A 13,999-nucleotide genomic window follows, 5' to 3' on the forward strand; every position below is an offset into this window, starting at 1 on the left:
TGCCTCCGTCGCCACCGGCCGCACCCGCTGCGCCGGGCGCACCGTCGCCGCCGTCGCCGCCGTCCCCACCGTCTCCGATGAAGCTGCCGCCGTCGCCGCCGCGCCCTCCGGCCAGCCCAACCACCAGGCTGTCGCCCCCGTTGCCGCCGTTACCGATCAACCCGGCGTTGCCGCCGTTGCCGCCGTTGGCGCCGTCGCCGCCGTTGCCCCACAGGATTCCCCCGTCCTGGCCGTTGCAGGCGGCGCCCACGCAGTCCGCGGAGGCGTCGAGTCCGTTGCCGATCAGCCACCCACCCGGGCCGACCAGCGGCCGCGAGCCTCCCACGCTGTCCACGGCCGCCTCCGCGTCGGCAGCCGTCGAACCACCGGCCGGTCCGAAGAGACTGCTCCCTTCCTGAAGCCACCACGGTTCCATCGCGGGAGTCATCGGCACCGCCGGCAATGCCGTGTCCGCCGAGACCACGTCCGACTGCCCGTTGGTGTCGGCGCGCGCCGAATCCGGTGTCGCGGCCAACAGAACGGCCGCTCCGGCGATCGCGACGCCGCCGGTTGCTACGCGTGGGAAAGCACGCCTGGCCATCATCGATCACACCCCGTCCTCGACAGCGTCGAACCTGTGCCGGGTATCGCGCGCCCCACAAGGAGCCGAACCAAGACGTGTGGAGCCGACCCGCCGCCCGGTGTGCTGGCCCGGCAACGTCACTCACCTAGGCATCAGCGATTTACTGACGAAATCCTCACATATGAAGATGAAGTCAGTCAATCGTTTCTGACGAAACCATCAATATTGAGCCCGTCTCCGGGCGCTCAGCACCGGTTGTCGACGAAACAGTCGAGCAGCAGCTTGGTGACCTCGTAGCCCGGCGCCTGGGTCTTCTTCAGATCCCGGGTCGGCGGCACGGCGACCCCCTCGAAGGCCTGCTCGAGCACCCGGGTTCCGGACCGGAAACCGTAACGCTGCCAGGCGATCTGCTGCACCGCGTCGTCCTCCATCGCCTCGATCAGCCGGGCGGCGGGCTCGGTGAGCGCCAGGATCGGGTGGTCGTTGAAGATCGTCGGCTCGGGATAGATCGTGACGATCCCCTCGGGCACCACCCCCTGGTTCCGGGTGGTGATCCACTGCAGCAACTGGTTCTCGTAGCCGGCCAACAGCCCACCGGTCTGCTGGATGACCCACTGCTCGAAGGCGCTGTCGGAACCCTTGCGCATCAAGCCCTGCGACTCCACCAGCGCCTTGACCTTCGCCAGCGAGGCCTGCGCCTGCGCCGGCGTAGCCGGCTGATAGGGGTCACCCGAGGCCACCGTCGCCAATTCCAGCTGTGCGAGCGTCATCCCGGAATTCGAGCTCGCCGGGTCGCTGCTGTTGATCAACAACGGCCCCGAGGGGATGTTCACGCCGACGTCGGCCCACGTCTTGCCCTGCAGCAGATAGTCCTCGAGCAGGCGGCGCAGGTCGACCAGGTAGTAGACGCCGTCGCGGACCTGCACCAGACCCGTCCGCACCAGCCCGTCGGCGGCCTCCCGATTGGCGTAGAGGACCTCCGGTGACTGCAGCACCGAGGCGGCTTCGTAGTCGTTGCCGAAAGCCTTGGCCGTTCCCGAACCCTCGAAGATCGCCTGCGCGCTGGCCGAGGACGGCCACAGGCAGTCGATGTCGTTCTCCTTGAGCTCCTCGGCCGGGATCTGCACCTGCCGGTAGGAACCCGTGGAGTTGAAATCGACCTCGATGCCGTAGGAGTCCCGCAGGATCTGCCTGACCTCGGGATCCTTCATCAGGTCTTCCTTCTCCGAACCTCCCAGGCAGGTGATCGTGGTGACCCCGTCGCCGGCCTGCGCATCGTCACCGCGCGACATCAGGATGACCACCACCGCGGCGACGAGCACCACGACGATGCCCACCAACCCCACGTAGAACGCGCCCTTGGACCTCTTCATCGTCTGATCCGCCCGGTCACGACAGCTCCGGCGGTGGGTTGAGATTCAGCGACGTCAACGAGCTGATGTATTCGTTCATCTTCTGCTCGGACAACTCCCGGTCGGGTTGAGCGGTGAACGACGCGAACCGCGTGAGTTCGCGCTGGCCGAGCCTGATGTACTCGGAGTCGGCACGGTGCTGGACGTCGAGGTAGTCCTCGAGGGTGGCCGCGACGTCCTTGACGTAGAGCAGGCTCCGCTGCGACAGCGGTACCGCCACCCGGACGTCACGGGCCCGGATGAGCTCGACCATGCCCGGCATCGCATCGCATCCGGCCTGCAGCGACGTCCGGGTCTGGTCGTCGCTGACCTGCAGGCTCAATGCCCGGATCCGGCCCGCGCAGGCGTCGAGGCGGTGCAGATTGTCGTCCAGCTCGCCCTGGGCGTCGGTGGGGCTCAGGTAATTCAGGGTGAACCACACCGACACCGCCAGCGCAGCGGCCAGCCCGGCGGCAACCAGCCAGCCCACTCCGAAGGCGAACAGCACGACGAACCCCGCCGCACCGGCGGCCAGTGCGATCAAGGTGGTGCGCTGCGACGGGGACATCACGGCGGCCTACCGGAACCCTGCGGCGTCGCGCAGCGCGCTGACGACGTTGTCCTTGTGGATGAAGGTGCCGTCGGTGCCGGCGGCGATGACATCGCGCAGGTCGTATTCGTTGACCGATCCCAGTCCGATGGCGATGACCGGGATCCCCATCGCGGCAAGGGTGTTGATCGGGGCCTGGTCGTCGTTGTCGTCCTGGCCGTCGGTGAGCAGCACGACGGCCTTCTTGCGGGGGTCCTCTCCGTAGCCGCGGAACACCTCGATCGCGCGGGCCAGACAGCCACGCAGGTCGGTGCCCCCTCCCGGGTCGGCGTCGACGATCCTCTGCCGAAGGTCGAGCAGGTCGTCGCGGCCGTTGCCGTCGACCGTCCACGGACCGCCTTTGATGCCGTCGTCGAAGATGAACACCGTGGTGCTGTCCTTCGGGTTGGCCAGCAGCTGGTATTTCCGCGCGTTGGCCGGGTCGAACAGGATGTCGGCGGCGTCCTCGACCCCGGCCCAGCCCGCACCGTCCATGCTTCCCGATCCGTCGATGCAGTAGACGAAGTTCCCGGGCTGGCGGTAGACGGTGTTGTAGTTGTAGAGCGCGTTCTCGATCACCGAGGCCGAGGGGAAGCGGATCGGCTGTTCCTGACGGTCGGTGACGATGCCCCATTCGCTGCGGAACACGTCGTCGCGGATTTTCGGCGGCAGGTTCGGCAGCGACAGCCCCCTGCTGTTGACGGGCCGGCGGCCGAGCTCGAGAAGTTTGTCCTGGGCCGGCTGGCTGAGCAGATAGCTCTGCAGCTTCTCGAAGTTCGCTTTCTTCTCGCTGTTGTCGCCGTGCGGCAGAAATCCCAGCGGCGAATCGGCGAAGGCCAGCGACCCCTGCGGGTAGACGACCGTCATCGGTTCGAGCCCCTGCTCGACCCGCTCGAGATTGGTTTCGATGACCAGGGCCTCATAGGTGAACACGGCCTCGCACCGGTCCGGAGACGCGGCGCACTCGCGCATCATGGTGCCCGTCGACGGCGGGGTGTTGGAGAACTTGGTCATCAGCTCGGTGACGCCGCTGCGCACCGGCTCGGAGTCGAGTTGCTCCTGGGTGAGCGCCTGACCGGGCGGATTCCCGGCGAAATGGTTGAGGAAGGCGAAGAACACCGTGGCGCCGGAATTCGACTGGGTGGGGTTGGTGATCCACACCTTCACCCGGTCGGACTCGATGGCGTCGAGGATCTGGGTGATCGACGTGTCGCTGCCGGGGGTGAACCCGAGGCGATCCATGGACTGCTGCCAGCCGGCGAACACGATCGGCGAGGAGAACATCGGGGCCGAGTCGGCGAGGTTGCCGCAGCGGTCGTCGCCGAGCTGCTCGAAAACCGTGGAGGCGAACCAGAAGGCGTCGTAGGGCGGCAGGTCCGTACAGCTCTCGCTGAGCATGTTGGCCTGGTCGACCGACCCCAGCTCGGTCGGGTTGCAGGTCAGCCCGTTGTCCTCGCACCACGGGCGAACGATCTCGCTGAACACCAGGCGTTGTTCGGAGCCCATCACGATGTTGAGGACGTCGGGGTCGTCGTCGTAGCGCAGCGGGGCGTCCTCGCCGTCGCCGCCTCCGGAGCAGCCCGCGACGATCAAGATCACCAATGACAGGGCAGCGACGAGAGTGCTACGCATGCTGGGCCTTCCCCGTGGACCACGCTCCACAGCTATCCGATTTTCACCCGCTCAGGACTCTACAAGGCCCGGTGCGGGCAGGCTGGCTGGAGCCGAAGCGTCATGAACTGCGCCGCAAGGCCGGTTGGAGCCCGCGAGTTCGCACCCCGGGAGCCGACGGATCCTGTCGGTACGCTGAGAGCCATGGAAGGCGCCCTCCTCGTTCTCATCCTGTTGGTCGTGGCCGCGATCGGCATCGCGGTGTACGCCACCTCGAAGGCCTCCGGTCAGCGCAACGCGGCGTCGCTGTCCGACGCCCAGGCCGACGCCCGCCGCGTCATCGAGCGGCTCGGCGGCCAGGTGTTCGCCCTGTCGGCCACCGACGACGCCGCCAGGCAGGCCCTCGCCGACGCGTCCGAGCGCTACACGGCGGCGTCCTCCCAGATCGAACAGGCCACCACGCCGCGGCAGGCCGAGCTGGCCAAGGAAAGCGCGATGGAGGGCCTGTACTACATCCGGGCCGCGCGCACCGCGATGGGCATGGATCCCGGTCCGGAGTTGGAGTCGCTCAACGGTCAGCGCAGCGCCGGCACCGTCACCGAGGACCGCAGCATCGAGTTCGAGGGCCGCCAGATCGAGGCGTCGCCCGCACCGTCGGAGCGCACCCCGAACTACTACCCCGGCGGCCGGGTCGCCGGACGCCCGGTTCCGGCGGGCTGGTACTCCGAGCCGTGGTGGAAGCCCGCGCTGGTCGCCGGCGCCTGGGGTGTCGGTTCGGTGCTGTTGTTCAGCACGCTGTTCTCCGGGATGGCCGGCGTCGGCTACGGCGCCCAGGGCTTCGAGAACGGCTACGGCGAAGGGTTCGCCGACGGCATGGCCGCCGGCGACGGCGGCGGTTTCGACGGCGGTGCCGGCGGCTGGGATTCCGGCGGCGACTGGGGCGGCGGCGAGTTCGGTGGCGGCGACTTCGGCGGAGATCTCGGCGGGTTCGGGTTCTAGCGAGCCGCGCTCAGTCCGGAGCCTGGCACTGCGGGCACCAGAACAGGTTGCGGCCCTCCAGTTCGGTGGTCCGGATCGTGGCACCGCACACCCGGCACGGGTCGCCGGCGCGGCGGTACACATAGGTCCGGGGCCGGCCCTGCCGGTACGACGGCGGCCCGTGATCGTGTTCGGGCCGCACCACGACGATCTTGCCGCGGCGCACCCCGATCTTCATCAGCGCGACCAGATCGCTCCACATCGCCTCGAACTCGTCGGCGCCGATCGTCGTGCCGGGCCGGAACGGATCGATCCGGTGCCGGAACAGCAGTTCGCTGCGGTACACGTTGCCCACCCCCGCGATCACCGCCTGGTCCATCAACAGCGCGCCGATGGCTCTGCGGGACTTGCTGATCCGTCGCCATGCCGGTGCCGGATCGGCGTCCGGACGCAGCGGGTCCGGCCCCAGCCTGGCGACCACGTCGGCGATCTCCGGCTCCGCGATCACCTCGCACACCGTGGGTCCGCGCAGGTCGGTGCCCAGTTCCGTGCCGATCATCCGCATCCGGATCTGGCCGGTCGGTTCGGGTTCGACACCGCTGTCGGGCACCGGCCAGTCGGTGAAGGTGCCGTACAGACCCAGGTGCACGTGCACGACCCGGCCACCCTCGTAGTGGTGGAAAAGATGCTTACCCCAGGCGCTGGCCCGGGTGAACACCCGGCCGCTCACTGCTGCGGCGCCGTCGACGAAACGACCCTGCGGGCTGGACACCACGACCGGTGCGCGGCCGAATCGGCGTTGGTGCTGCCGTGCCAGCCGGTGCAGCGTGTGGCCCTCGGGCATGCAGGCGCTGGATCAGGCGCCGGGAACGGGCGGCGCCACGTGGGTCTTCTCGTATTCGGCCAGGATGTCGATGCGGCGCTGATGGCGCGGGGCCTGCGACCACGCCGTGCCCAGGAAGGCGTCGACGATGGCCAGCGCCTCCTCGGTGGTGTGCATGCGGCCGCCGATGCCGATCAGCTGCGCGTTGTTGTGTTCACGGGCCAGTGACGCGGTCTCGGTGCTCCACGCCAGCGCGCAGCGGGCGCCGGGCACCTTGTTCGCCGCGATCTGCTCGCCGTTGCCCGACCCGCCGAGCACGATGCCCAGGCTGCCCGGGTCGGCCACCGTCTTCTCCGCAGCGGCGATGCAGAAGGCGGGGTAGTCGTCCTCGGCGTCGTAGCTGAACGCCCCGCAGTCGACCGGCTCGTGGCCCGTCGCCGCGAGGTGCTCGACGATTACCTGCTTGAGCTCGTATCCGGCGTGGTCAGAACCGAGGTAGACGCGCATGGCGCTTACCCTACTGCCCTGTCACCGGCGCCGGTTCCGAGCATCGGCCCGCGAACGTGCCGCCATCTTCACCCTCGCCGGCGAACGTGAGGACCCGGCGAACGTGAGGACAACGTCACGGTCGGCCACCAGCGACGATCCACCCCGGCAACCACATTCATTCGCCGATGTCCTCCGCCCACAGATCCGGGCTGGTCGCGATGAAATCCCGCATCAGCGCCACACAGCGCTCGTCGTCGACGACCACGACCGACACCCCGTGTTCGGCCAGCCAGTCGTGACCACCGGTGAACGTCCGGCTCTCCCCGATCACCACCGACCCGATGTTGAACTGCCGCACCAGGCCGCTGCAGTACCAGCAGGGCGACAGGGTGGTCACCATGGTCGTCGAGCGGTAGCCGCGCTGACGGCCCGCGTTGCGGAACGCGTCGGTCTCGGCGTGGATCGACGGATCGTCGAGCTGGACCCGCCGGTTGTGGCCGCTGCCCAACAGCGTTCCGTCGGCGGCGAACAACGCCGCCCCGATCGGTATGCCGCCCTCGGACAGGCCTTTTCGGGCCTCCTCGACGGCGACGTCAAGCATCTGCCCGGGGGTGTTCATCGCTGCTCGCCGGCCGGTGCGGGCCGCTCAGTCGAAGACGGGCGACTCGGTGCGGGTGCGCTTGAGCTCCCAGAAGTGCGGATAGGAGGCGAAGGTCACCGACGCGTCCCAGAGCTTGCCCGCCTCTTCACCGCGCGGGATTCGGGAGAGCACCGGGCCGAAGAACGCCACCCCGTTGACGTGGATGGTCGGGGTGCCGACGTCCTCGCCGACGGCGTCCATGCCGGCGTGGTGGCTGTCACGCAGGTCCTGATCGTAGAACTGCGACGTCGCGGCCTCGGCCAGTTCGGCGGGCAGCCCGACCTCGTCGAGGGATTCCTTGATCACCTGATCGAAGTCCTTGTTCTCCTGGTTGTGGATCCGGGTTCCCATCGCGGTGTAGAGCGGGCCGAGCACGTCTGCTCCCTTGGCCTGCTCGGCGGCGATCGCGACGCGCACCGGGCCCCACGCCTTGGTCATCATCTGCTGGTATTCCTCGGGCAGCTCCCTGCCCTCGTTGAGCACCGCCAGGCTCATGACGTGGAAGTTGACGTCGATGTCGCGCACCTTCTCCACCTCGAGGATCCAGCGGGAGGTGATCCAGCACCACGGGCACAGCGGGTCGAACCAGAAGTCGGCGCGGGATTTCTGCGAGGTCGACGACATTGCGTTTGTCACTCCTTGAAACGATCGATCAGGCTCGAAGGACTTCGTCCAACACAACTGACGGGCACCTCGGGGTGTTCCCGGCCGGACCCCTCAACTATGCGCACAAGCACACGCGGTGAGGAAATCGCGTTCAGGAAACGCATAGGGAGCAACCCGTGACCCAACCGTGTTACGGAAGTTACCTCTGTGATCAATGGTTGATCCGGGCGCCGATCAGGACCGTGACGACGCCTCCCAAGCCCCCAACCGTTCAGGAGCTGCAGATGGCGATCCGCGTCAAGACCACCGTGGCCGCGTGCGCCACCCTGCTGGCCGCACCGGCAATCGCGGTGGCACCCGCACATGCCGACACCGACACCGATTTCCTGAGCAGGCTCTCGGCCGCCGGCATCGACTACGCCAACCCGATCGACACCGCCTCACTGGGCGAGTCCATCTGTTCGCTGCTGGTCGAGCCGGGCAAGACGTTCGCCTCGGCGGTCGCCAAGGTGCGCGACAACGGCGTCCCGCCGCAGATGGCCGCGTTCTTCGCCGGGGTCGCCATCCAGATGTACTGTCCGGCGATGCTGGCCTCGGTCACCGACGGCAGCGTGCTCAACCAGCTGGGCGGGCTGCCGGGGGTGGCGGCCACCGGGATCGGCACCCGCGCCGGCACCGACGCCCTTCCGGCCCTGTCCGCGTTGCTGGGGACAGGGCAGTAGTACCCGGCGCCGCCACGGCCGATTACTGTTGACGGTCGTGGCACTCCCCAATCTGACCCAGGACCAGGCCGCTGAGCGCGCCGCGCTGGTGACCGTCGACAGCTATCACATCGCGTTGGACCTCACCGACGGTGCCGGAAAGCCGAGCGAGAAGACGTTCCGGTCGGTCACCACCGTCGAATTCGAGGCACTGGCCGGCGCCGACACCTACCTCGACCTCGCCGCCGAGACCATCCGCAGCGCAACGCTCAACGGCGCCGACATCGACGTGTCGGGCTATGACGAATCCACCGGGATCCCGCTGACCGGTCTGGCCGCCCACAACGTGGTCGTCGTCGACGCGGACTGCCGCTACTCGAACACCGGCGAGGGACTGCACCGGTTCGTCGACCCGGTCGACGACGAGGTGTACCTGTACTCGCAGTTCGAGACCGCCGACGCCAAGCGGATGTTCGCCTGCTTCGACCAGCCCGACCTGAAGGCGGCCTTCGACATCACCGTCACCGCGCCTGCGCACTGGGAGGTGATCTCCAACGGCGCGACGTTCGAGGTCGCCGACGACGGTCCGGCGAAGAAGCACACCTTCAAGGCCACCCCGCGGATGAGCACCTATCTGGTCGCACTGATCGCCGGCCCCTACGCCCGGTGGGACGACGTGTACTCCGATGACCACAGCGACATCCCGCTGGGCATCTTCTGCCGCACATCGCTGGCCGAGTTCATGGACGCGGAGCGGCTGTTCACCGAGACCAAGCAGGGCTTCGGCTTCTACCACGACAACTTCGGCACTCCGTATGCGTTCGGCAAGTACGACCAGCTCTTCGTGCCGGAGTTCAACGCCGGCGCGATGGAGAACGCCGGCGCGGTCACCTTCCTGGAGGACTACGTGTTCCGGTCCAAGGTGACCCGGTACTCCTATGAGCGCCGGGCCGAGACCGTGCTGCACGAGATGGCGCACATGTGGTTCGGCGACCTGGTCACCATGCAGTGGTGGGACGACCTGTGGCTCAACGAGTCCTTCGCCACGTTCGCCTCGGTGCTGTGCCAGGCCGAGGCCACCGAGTACACCCAGGCCTGGACGACGTTCGCCAACGTGGAGAAGTCGTGGGCCTACCGGCAGGACCAGCTGCCCTCCACCCATCCGGTGGCCGCCGAGATCCCCGACCTGCACGCCGTCGAGGTCAACTTCGACGGCATCACCTACGCCAAGGGCGCCAGTGTGCTCAAGCAGCTGGTGGCCTACGTCGGGCTGGAGGCCTTTCTTGCCGGGCTGCGCGACTATTTCCGCGACCACGCGTTCGGCAACGCGACCTTCGGTGACCTGCTGGGCGCACTGGAGAAGTCGTCGGGCCGGGACCTGTCGGGCTGGGGCCGCCAATGGCTCAAGACCACCGGGTTGAACACCCTGCGGCCGGACTTCGACGTCGACTCCGACGGCAGGTTCACCCGTTTCGTCATCGACCAGGGCGGCGCCAAGCCGGGAGCCGGTGAGACCCGGGTACACCGCCTTGCCGTCGGCGTCTACGACGAGGACGCCTCGGGCAAGTTGGTGCGGGTGCACCGCGAGGAGCTCGACGTCGACGGGGCGAGCACCGATGTGCCTGCCCTGCAAGGTGTTCCGCGCGGCAAGCTGATCCTGGTCAACGACGACGACCTGACCTACTGCTCGCTGCGCCTGGATCCCGAATCGCTGCAGACGGTGTTGACCCGCATCGCCGACATCGCCGAGCCCCTGCCCCGCACGTTGGCGTGGTCGGCAGCCTGGGAGATGACCCGCGACGCCGAGTTGCGCGCCCGCGACTTCGTTGCCCTGGTGATGAGCGGTCTGCACGCCGAATCGGAAGTGGGTGTGGCACAACGCCTTGTACTGCAGGCACAGACCGCGCTGGGGTCGTACTCCGACCCGGCGTGGGCGGCCGAGTACGGCTGGCCCGCGTTCGGGGACAAATTGCTCGACCTGGCCCGCGAATCCGCGCCCGGCTCGGATCATCAGCTGGCCTTCGTCAACGCGCTGTGCAGCTCGGTGCTCTCCCCCAACCACGTCGCGGTGCTGTCGACTCTGCTGGACAACGAGCCCGCGGAGGTGAACCTGGCCGGTCTGGTCATCGACACCGATCTGCGCTGGCGCATCGTGACCGCGCTGGCGCGCGCCGGGGTGATCGACGCCGACGGCGGCCAGACCCCGATGATCGACGCCGAGTCCGAGGCCGACCGCACCGCCGCGGGACGACGCCACGCTGCGGCCGCTGCAGCGGCCCGGCCGCAGCCGGCGGTCAAGGAGGCGGCGTGGCAGCAGGTCGTCGAGGACGACACGCTGGCCAACATCACCGCCCGGGCGATCATCGGCGGTTTCGTACAGCCAGGCCAGGGCGAGGTGCTCGCCCCGTTCCGGGACCGGTACTTCAGCACGATCTCGGCGGTGTGGCAGCGCCGGTCCAGCGAGGTCGCCCAGACCGTCGTGGTCGGGCTGTACCCGTCGTGGGACATCAGCGCGGAGGCGCTCGACGCCGCGGATCGGTTCCTGTCCGATCCCGAGGTGCCGCCGGCGCTGCGCCGGCTGGTGCTCGAGGGACGAGCCGGCGTGGAGCGGTCGCTGCGGGCCCGCACCTTCGACACCACCTAGCCCGAACCCCCGCGAGCGTGCGTGTTCGACGGCGACACGCCGGGTCGCCAGCCGACTTTGCGCACGCTCGCGGAGCATGCTCTGGGTGTGCCGGCCAGGAACAGTCGCCGGGCCCGGGCCGCGCGACGACGCCAGCGCCGGGTCGCCGCCGTCGACAACGACCTCACCGACCAGCAGTGGGGTGCGATCAAAGCCGCCTGGAACGGGTGCGCCTACTGCGGGGCCACCGGCACGACGCTGCAGCGCGACTGCGTGATGGCGATCTCGCGGGGCGGGCGCTACACGATCGACAACGTGGTGCCCGCCTGCGCGGCGTGCAACGCCAGCAAGTGCAACGACGAGGTCACCGGCTGGCTGCGCCGCAAGAGGCTCGACGAACGGCGCTTCCTCGAGCGCTACGTGCAGATTCGTGCGGAGCTGACTGCTCAGGCCTCCGGAGAACCCGCTCGCTGACCGTGGTCGCCACCCAGCGCCTGATACTGCGCGCCGATCCCCCCGATGCGGGTGGAGATCGACGCCATGTCAGCGGTGCAGCGTTCGACGATCTCGGCGATCTCCGCCGACCCCCGACTCACCGCGGGGTAGAGCATCCGGTCACCCTCGGCGGTCGGCGGCACCCGTGACGCGACGCTGAGCACCCACTCGCGAACGCCGTCGAGCTCGCGCCGGGCCGCGGCGACGATTTCGGCCGACCTGTCGACCTCGGCACGCAACATCCGGTCCAGCCGGGCGGCATCGCCGAGCACCGTGGCCTGCTTCGCGCTGGCGGCCGCATAGACCTCCGCACCGGGACCGGTCCACTGCTGCCCGGACCCGGCGTGCTGAAGTTCGGCCTGCAGCGCCAACAGTGTCGGACTCTCGTCGTAAGCCGAGCCGTCCTGCGGAACGCCGTCGCCGAACGTGGCACGCGCCCTCGACCACGTCGCCAGGAACGCGTCCAGCACGCCCATCGGCCAGCTCCCTCCCTCGCAGACGAGTCTAGGGCCGCCGGGAGACAGGTCGACGCACCAAATTCGTCAGCGTGGCGAGACGCCGGCCGAGAGCACCCGGATACCGCTGATCAGACCGTCGATCAGGTTGCCTTCCTTGAACGACGCGGCGGCAGCCGACACCCCGAGCGGGGCGGACTCCTCGATGCCACGGCCGCTGACCTCCGAGCCGTAGACCACCTCGATGGCCTTCTGGTTCGGCGACACGGCCAGCAGCACCGCGTTGTCCGGGGTGGGCACCCTGGACAGGATCTCGCGGGCGGTCGCCGCGGTGTCCGCGCCCAGGTCGCCGACGTAGACGGCGAAGCGGGCCTTGGCCGCGCGCGAGCCGTACTTCATGGCGTTGTCGAGGACGACCAGGTCCATGGTCGGGAACGGGTAGTGCACCGACAGTTCACCGGGCTCGGTGACCGCCGAGATGCGGCCGCTCGCGGTGATCGCCGACCCGCGGGGCAGCTCGGCGACCTCGGTCGATGCGACAGTCGAGACCTCACCACCTGCCACTTGCGCCACCTCCCACCGTCAGGTGTGAACCGTGGCCGCCGTGACCGTGCTCGGCCGGTTCGTCGGCCGCCCACAGGATCGGGTCGTGCGTCCACTGCTCGGACATGTCGAACGTCGCGGGATGAGGCCCCTTCTTGGTGAAGATGAACAGGGCCAACACCGCCGCAAGCGCCAACGGGACCAGCACGAAACTCGCGTGCAACATCGCAGTAGTGCTCACGTGCAAACCGTATCCCACCGACGGGTCAGGCCGCTCCCTCACCCAGGTATCTGACCCAGGCCGGGTCCAATTCCTTGATGCTGGACAGCAGCCGCCAGTGCTGCCCCTGGGGCGGCAGCGGGGTGCTCAGCAGTGACCAGCCCAGTTCGGTGAGCAGCTTGTCGGCCTTGCGGTGATTGCATCCCGAGCATGCCGCGACACAGTTCTCCCAGGAATGGCTGCCACCTCGACTGCGCGGGATGACGTGGTCCACGGTGTCGGCCTTGCCGCCGCAGTAGGCGCAGCGGAACCGGTCGCGGTGCATCAACGCGGCCCTGGTCATCGGGATGCGGGCCCGGTAGGGCACCCGAACGTAGGTGCGCAGCCGGATCACCGACGGGACGACGACGGTGCGGGTCGCCGAGTGGATCACCGGGCCGACGGGGTCGTCGTGCACGACGTCGGCCTTGCCGCACATGATCATGATGATCGCCCGGCGCATCGGCAGCGCGGTGAGCGGTTCGTACGTCGAGTTCAGCAGCAGCACCCGTCTGCGGCCCCAGATCGAGGTCTCCTGACCGGTGCTGGGCGCCGTGTCGACGCTGTGGAGCGGGCGCGGAGCGGTGCTGGTTGTCGGCCCGGTTGAGCCCGTCGCGGCCCGGTGGTGCCGGTGGCCGCGACCGTTCTTGCGCTGCGCCATACGTCCTCCGATGTGACAGTCCACCACGATTCCGCACCGAACGCACGACAATTCCGACTGTGTTCGCTGGTCAGTCCGATGAACATCTCGTGACCGCACCGCAGCACCGCGGCCATTTCGAACCCGGACGCGGCGATGGCCCACAATGGACGGTGATGGACGCGCAGATGGATCCGGCCGGCAAGCAGCAGTCGTTCTACGACGCCGTGGGCGGCCACAAGACCTTCCACACGATCGTCAAACGGTTCTACGAGCAGGTCCGCGAGGACGAGATCCTGCGTCCGCTCTACCCCGAGGACGACCTGGACGGCGCCGAGGACCGGCTGCGGATGTTCCTCGAGCAGTACTGGGGCGGCCCGCGCACCTACTCCGATCAGCGCGGTCACCCACGGCTGCGGATGCGCCACGTGCCGTTCCGGATCGGCTTCCTGGAACGGGACGCGTGGTTGCGGTGCATGCACACCGCGGTCGCCGAGATCGACTCCGACACCCTCGACGACGCCCACCGCCAGGAGTTGATCGCCTACCTGGAGATGGCCGCGCAGTCCATGGTCAACTCGCCGTTCTGAAGCC

16 protein-coding genes and 1 pseudogene are annotated in these 13,999 nt (G+C 68.5%); 5 read left to right on the forward strand and 12 right to left on the reverse strand.

The window, feature by feature from the left end:
- The 4 genes and pseudogenes from ACXAID_RS05770 to ACXAID_RS05785 all read right to left on the reverse strand — a co-directional run.
- Positions 1-583 (reverse strand): annotated as a pseudogene (locus tag ACXAID_RS05770) (hypothetical protein); the annotation flags it as partial.
- A gap of 224 nt (positions 584-807) precedes the next feature.
- On the reverse strand, positions 808-1,935 hold the full coding sequence (locus tag ACXAID_RS05775; protein WP_475021231.1) for a hypothetical protein: 1,128 nt from the start codon (positions 1,933-1,935) through the stop codon (positions 808-810).
- 16 nt (positions 1,936-1,951) lie between these two features.
- Positions 1,952-2,521, reverse strand: coding sequence for a hypothetical protein (locus ACXAID_RS05780; RefSeq protein WP_475021232.1), 570 nt, complete (start codon positions 2,519-2,521; stop codon positions 1,952-1,954).
- A gap of 9 nt (positions 2,522-2,530) precedes the next feature.
- Complete coding sequence (locus tag ACXAID_RS05785) at positions 2,531-4,141, reverse strand: substrate-binding domain-containing protein (protein WP_475021233.1); 1,611 nt, start codon at positions 4,139-4,141, stop codon at positions 2,531-2,533.
- Between the two features lie 216 nt (positions 4,142-4,357).
- Here ACXAID_RS05785 and ACXAID_RS05790 point away from each other — a divergent pair, with 216 nt between their 5' ends.
- Positions 4,358-5,152 carry a DUF1542 domain-containing protein gene (locus tag ACXAID_RS05790; protein WP_475021234.1) on the forward strand — a complete coding sequence of 265 codons (795 nt, stop codon included), beginning with the start codon at positions 4,358-4,360 and terminating at the stop codon, positions 5,150-5,152.
- Positions 5,153-5,162: 10 nt separating this feature from the next.
- On the opposite strand, the gene ACXAID_RS05795 is transcribed toward ACXAID_RS05790, so the two are convergent.
- The 4 genes from ACXAID_RS05795 to ACXAID_RS05810 form a co-directional block, all read right to left on the reverse strand.
- On the reverse strand, positions 5,163-5,975 hold the full coding sequence (locus ACXAID_RS05795) for an Fpg/Nei family DNA glycosylase (protein WP_475021235.1): 813 nt from the start codon (positions 5,973-5,975) through the stop codon (positions 5,163-5,165).
- Positions 5,976-5,987: 12 nt separating this feature from the next.
- Positions 5,988-6,461 carry a ribose-5-phosphate isomerase gene (locus ACXAID_RS05800; protein ID WP_475021236.1) on the reverse strand — a complete coding sequence of 158 codons (474 nt, stop codon included), beginning with the start codon at positions 6,459-6,461 and terminating at the stop codon, positions 5,988-5,990.
- A gap of 157 nt (positions 6,462-6,618) precedes the next feature.
- Positions 6,619-7,062 (reverse strand): nucleoside deaminase, encoded by a 444-nt coding sequence (locus ACXAID_RS05805; RefSeq protein WP_475021237.1) that lies wholly within the window; start codon positions 7,060-7,062, stop codon positions 6,619-6,621.
- A 27-nt stretch (positions 7,063-7,089) separates the two neighbouring features.
- A complete protein-coding gene (locus tag ACXAID_RS05810; protein ID WP_475021238.1) occupies positions 7,090-7,707 on the reverse strand; it encodes a mycothiol-dependent nitroreductase Rv2466c family protein in 618 nt (205 codons plus the stop codon).
- A 266-nt stretch (positions 7,708-7,973) separates the two neighbouring features.
- Here ACXAID_RS05810 and ACXAID_RS05815 point away from each other — a divergent pair, with 266 nt between their 5' ends.
- From ACXAID_RS05815 to ACXAID_RS05825, 3 genes are read left to right on the forward strand one after another with little or no spacing between them, the layout of a single operon-like run.
- Positions 7,974-8,411, forward strand: coding sequence for a DUF732 domain-containing protein (locus ACXAID_RS05815; protein WP_475021239.1), 438 nt, complete (start codon positions 7,974-7,976; stop codon positions 8,409-8,411).
- A 37-nt stretch (positions 8,412-8,448) separates the two neighbouring features.
- The gene (gene pepN / locus ACXAID_RS05820) at positions 8,449-11,034 is read left to right on the forward strand and encodes an aminopeptidase N (protein WP_475021240.1); all 2,586 of its coding nucleotides are present in this window, start codon (positions 8,449-8,451) and stop codon (positions 11,032-11,034) included.
- 57 nt (positions 11,035-11,091) lie between these two features.
- Positions 11,092-11,487 (forward strand): HNH endonuclease, encoded by a 396-nt coding sequence (locus ACXAID_RS05825; protein WP_475021280.1) that lies wholly within the window; start codon positions 11,092-11,094, stop codon positions 11,485-11,487.
- On the opposite strand, the gene ACXAID_RS05830 is transcribed toward ACXAID_RS05825, so the two are convergent.
- The 4 genes from ACXAID_RS05830 to ACXAID_RS05845 form a co-directional block, all read right to left on the reverse strand.
- Complete coding sequence (locus tag ACXAID_RS05830) at positions 11,460-11,984, reverse strand: EspA/EspE family type VII secretion system effector (protein WP_475021241.1); 525 nt, start codon at positions 11,982-11,984, stop codon at positions 11,460-11,462. The genes ACXAID_RS05825 and ACXAID_RS05830 overlap by 28 nt on opposite strands.
- A gap of 66 nt (positions 11,985-12,050) precedes the next feature.
- Complete coding sequence (locus ACXAID_RS05835) at positions 12,051-12,527, reverse strand: DUF5130 domain-containing protein (protein ID WP_475021242.1); 477 nt, start codon at positions 12,525-12,527, stop codon at positions 12,051-12,053.
- Entirely contained in the window at positions 12,514-12,732 is a 219-nt protein-coding gene (gene ctaJ, locus ACXAID_RS05840; RefSeq protein ID WP_475021281.1) for an aa3-type cytochrome oxidase subunit CtaJ, read from the reverse strand. The genes ACXAID_RS05835 and ctaJ overlap by 14 nt, the downstream gene beginning before the upstream one ends.
- A gap of 40 nt (positions 12,733-12,772) precedes the next feature.
- Complete coding sequence (locus tag ACXAID_RS05845) at positions 12,773-13,426, reverse strand: HNH endonuclease (RefSeq protein ID WP_475021243.1); 654 nt, start codon at positions 13,424-13,426, stop codon at positions 12,773-12,775.
- Between the two features lie 167 nt (positions 13,427-13,593).
- Between ACXAID_RS05845 and ACXAID_RS05850 the strand changes: the two genes are divergently transcribed.
- Positions 13,594-13,995 (forward strand): globin, encoded by a 402-nt coding sequence (locus ACXAID_RS05850; RefSeq protein ID WP_475021282.1) that lies wholly within the window; start codon positions 13,594-13,596, stop codon positions 13,993-13,995.
- The last annotated feature ends 4 nt before the right edge of the window (positions 13,996-13,999 follow it).

Source organism: Mycobacterium sp. ABE4_509 (genome assembly GCF_056160785.1).

Excerpts from the sequence above, each read along its gene's own strand:
- ACXAID_RS05795 (WP_475021235.1), bottom strand. The coding sequence starts at position 5,975 with ATGCCCGAGGGCCACACGCTGCACCGGCTGGCACGGCAGCACCAACGC.
- ACXAID_RS05805 (WP_475021237.1), bottom strand. The coding sequence starts at position 7,062 with ATGAACACCCCCGGGCAGATGCTTGACGTCGCCGTCGAGGAGGCCCGA.
- ACXAID_RS05845 (WP_475021243.1), bottom strand. The coding sequence starts at position 13,426 with ATGGCGCAGCGCAAGAACGGTCGCGGCCACCGGCACCACCGGGCCGCG.
- ACXAID_RS05815 (WP_475021239.1), top strand. The coding sequence starts at position 7,974 with ATGGCGATCCGCGTCAAGACCACCGTGGCCGCGTGCGCCACCCTGCTG.
- ACXAID_RS05810 (WP_475021238.1), bottom strand. The coding sequence starts at position 7,707 with ATGTCGTCGACCTCGCAGAAATCCCGCGCCGACTTCTGGTTCGACCCG.
- ACXAID_RS05830 (WP_475021241.1), bottom strand. The coding sequence starts at position 11,984 with ATGGGCGTGCTGGACGCGTTCCTGGCGACGTGGTCGAGGGCGCGTGCC.
- ctaJ (WP_475021281.1), bottom strand. The coding sequence starts at position 12,732 with ATGTTGCACGCGAGTTTCGTGCTGGTCCCGTTGGCGCTTGCGGCGGTG.
- ACXAID_RS05780 (WP_475021232.1), bottom strand. The coding sequence starts at position 2,521 with ATGTCCCCGTCGCAGCGCACCACCTTGATCGCACTGGCCGCCGGTGCG.
- ACXAID_RS05790 (WP_475021234.1), top strand. The coding sequence starts at position 4,358 with ATGGAAGGCGCCCTCCTCGTTCTCATCCTGTTGGTCGTGGCCGCGATC.
- ACXAID_RS05850 (WP_475021282.1), top strand. The coding sequence starts at position 13,594 with ATGGATCCGGCCGGCAAGCAGCAGTCGTTCTACGACGCCGTGGGCGGC.
- ACXAID_RS05800 (WP_475021236.1), bottom strand. The coding sequence starts at position 6,461 with ATGCGCGTCTACCTCGGTTCTGACCACGCCGGATACGAGCTCAAGCAG.
- ACXAID_RS05775 (WP_475021231.1), bottom strand. The coding sequence starts at position 1,935 with ATGAAGAGGTCCAAGGGCGCGTTCTACGTGGGGTTGGTGGGCATCGTC.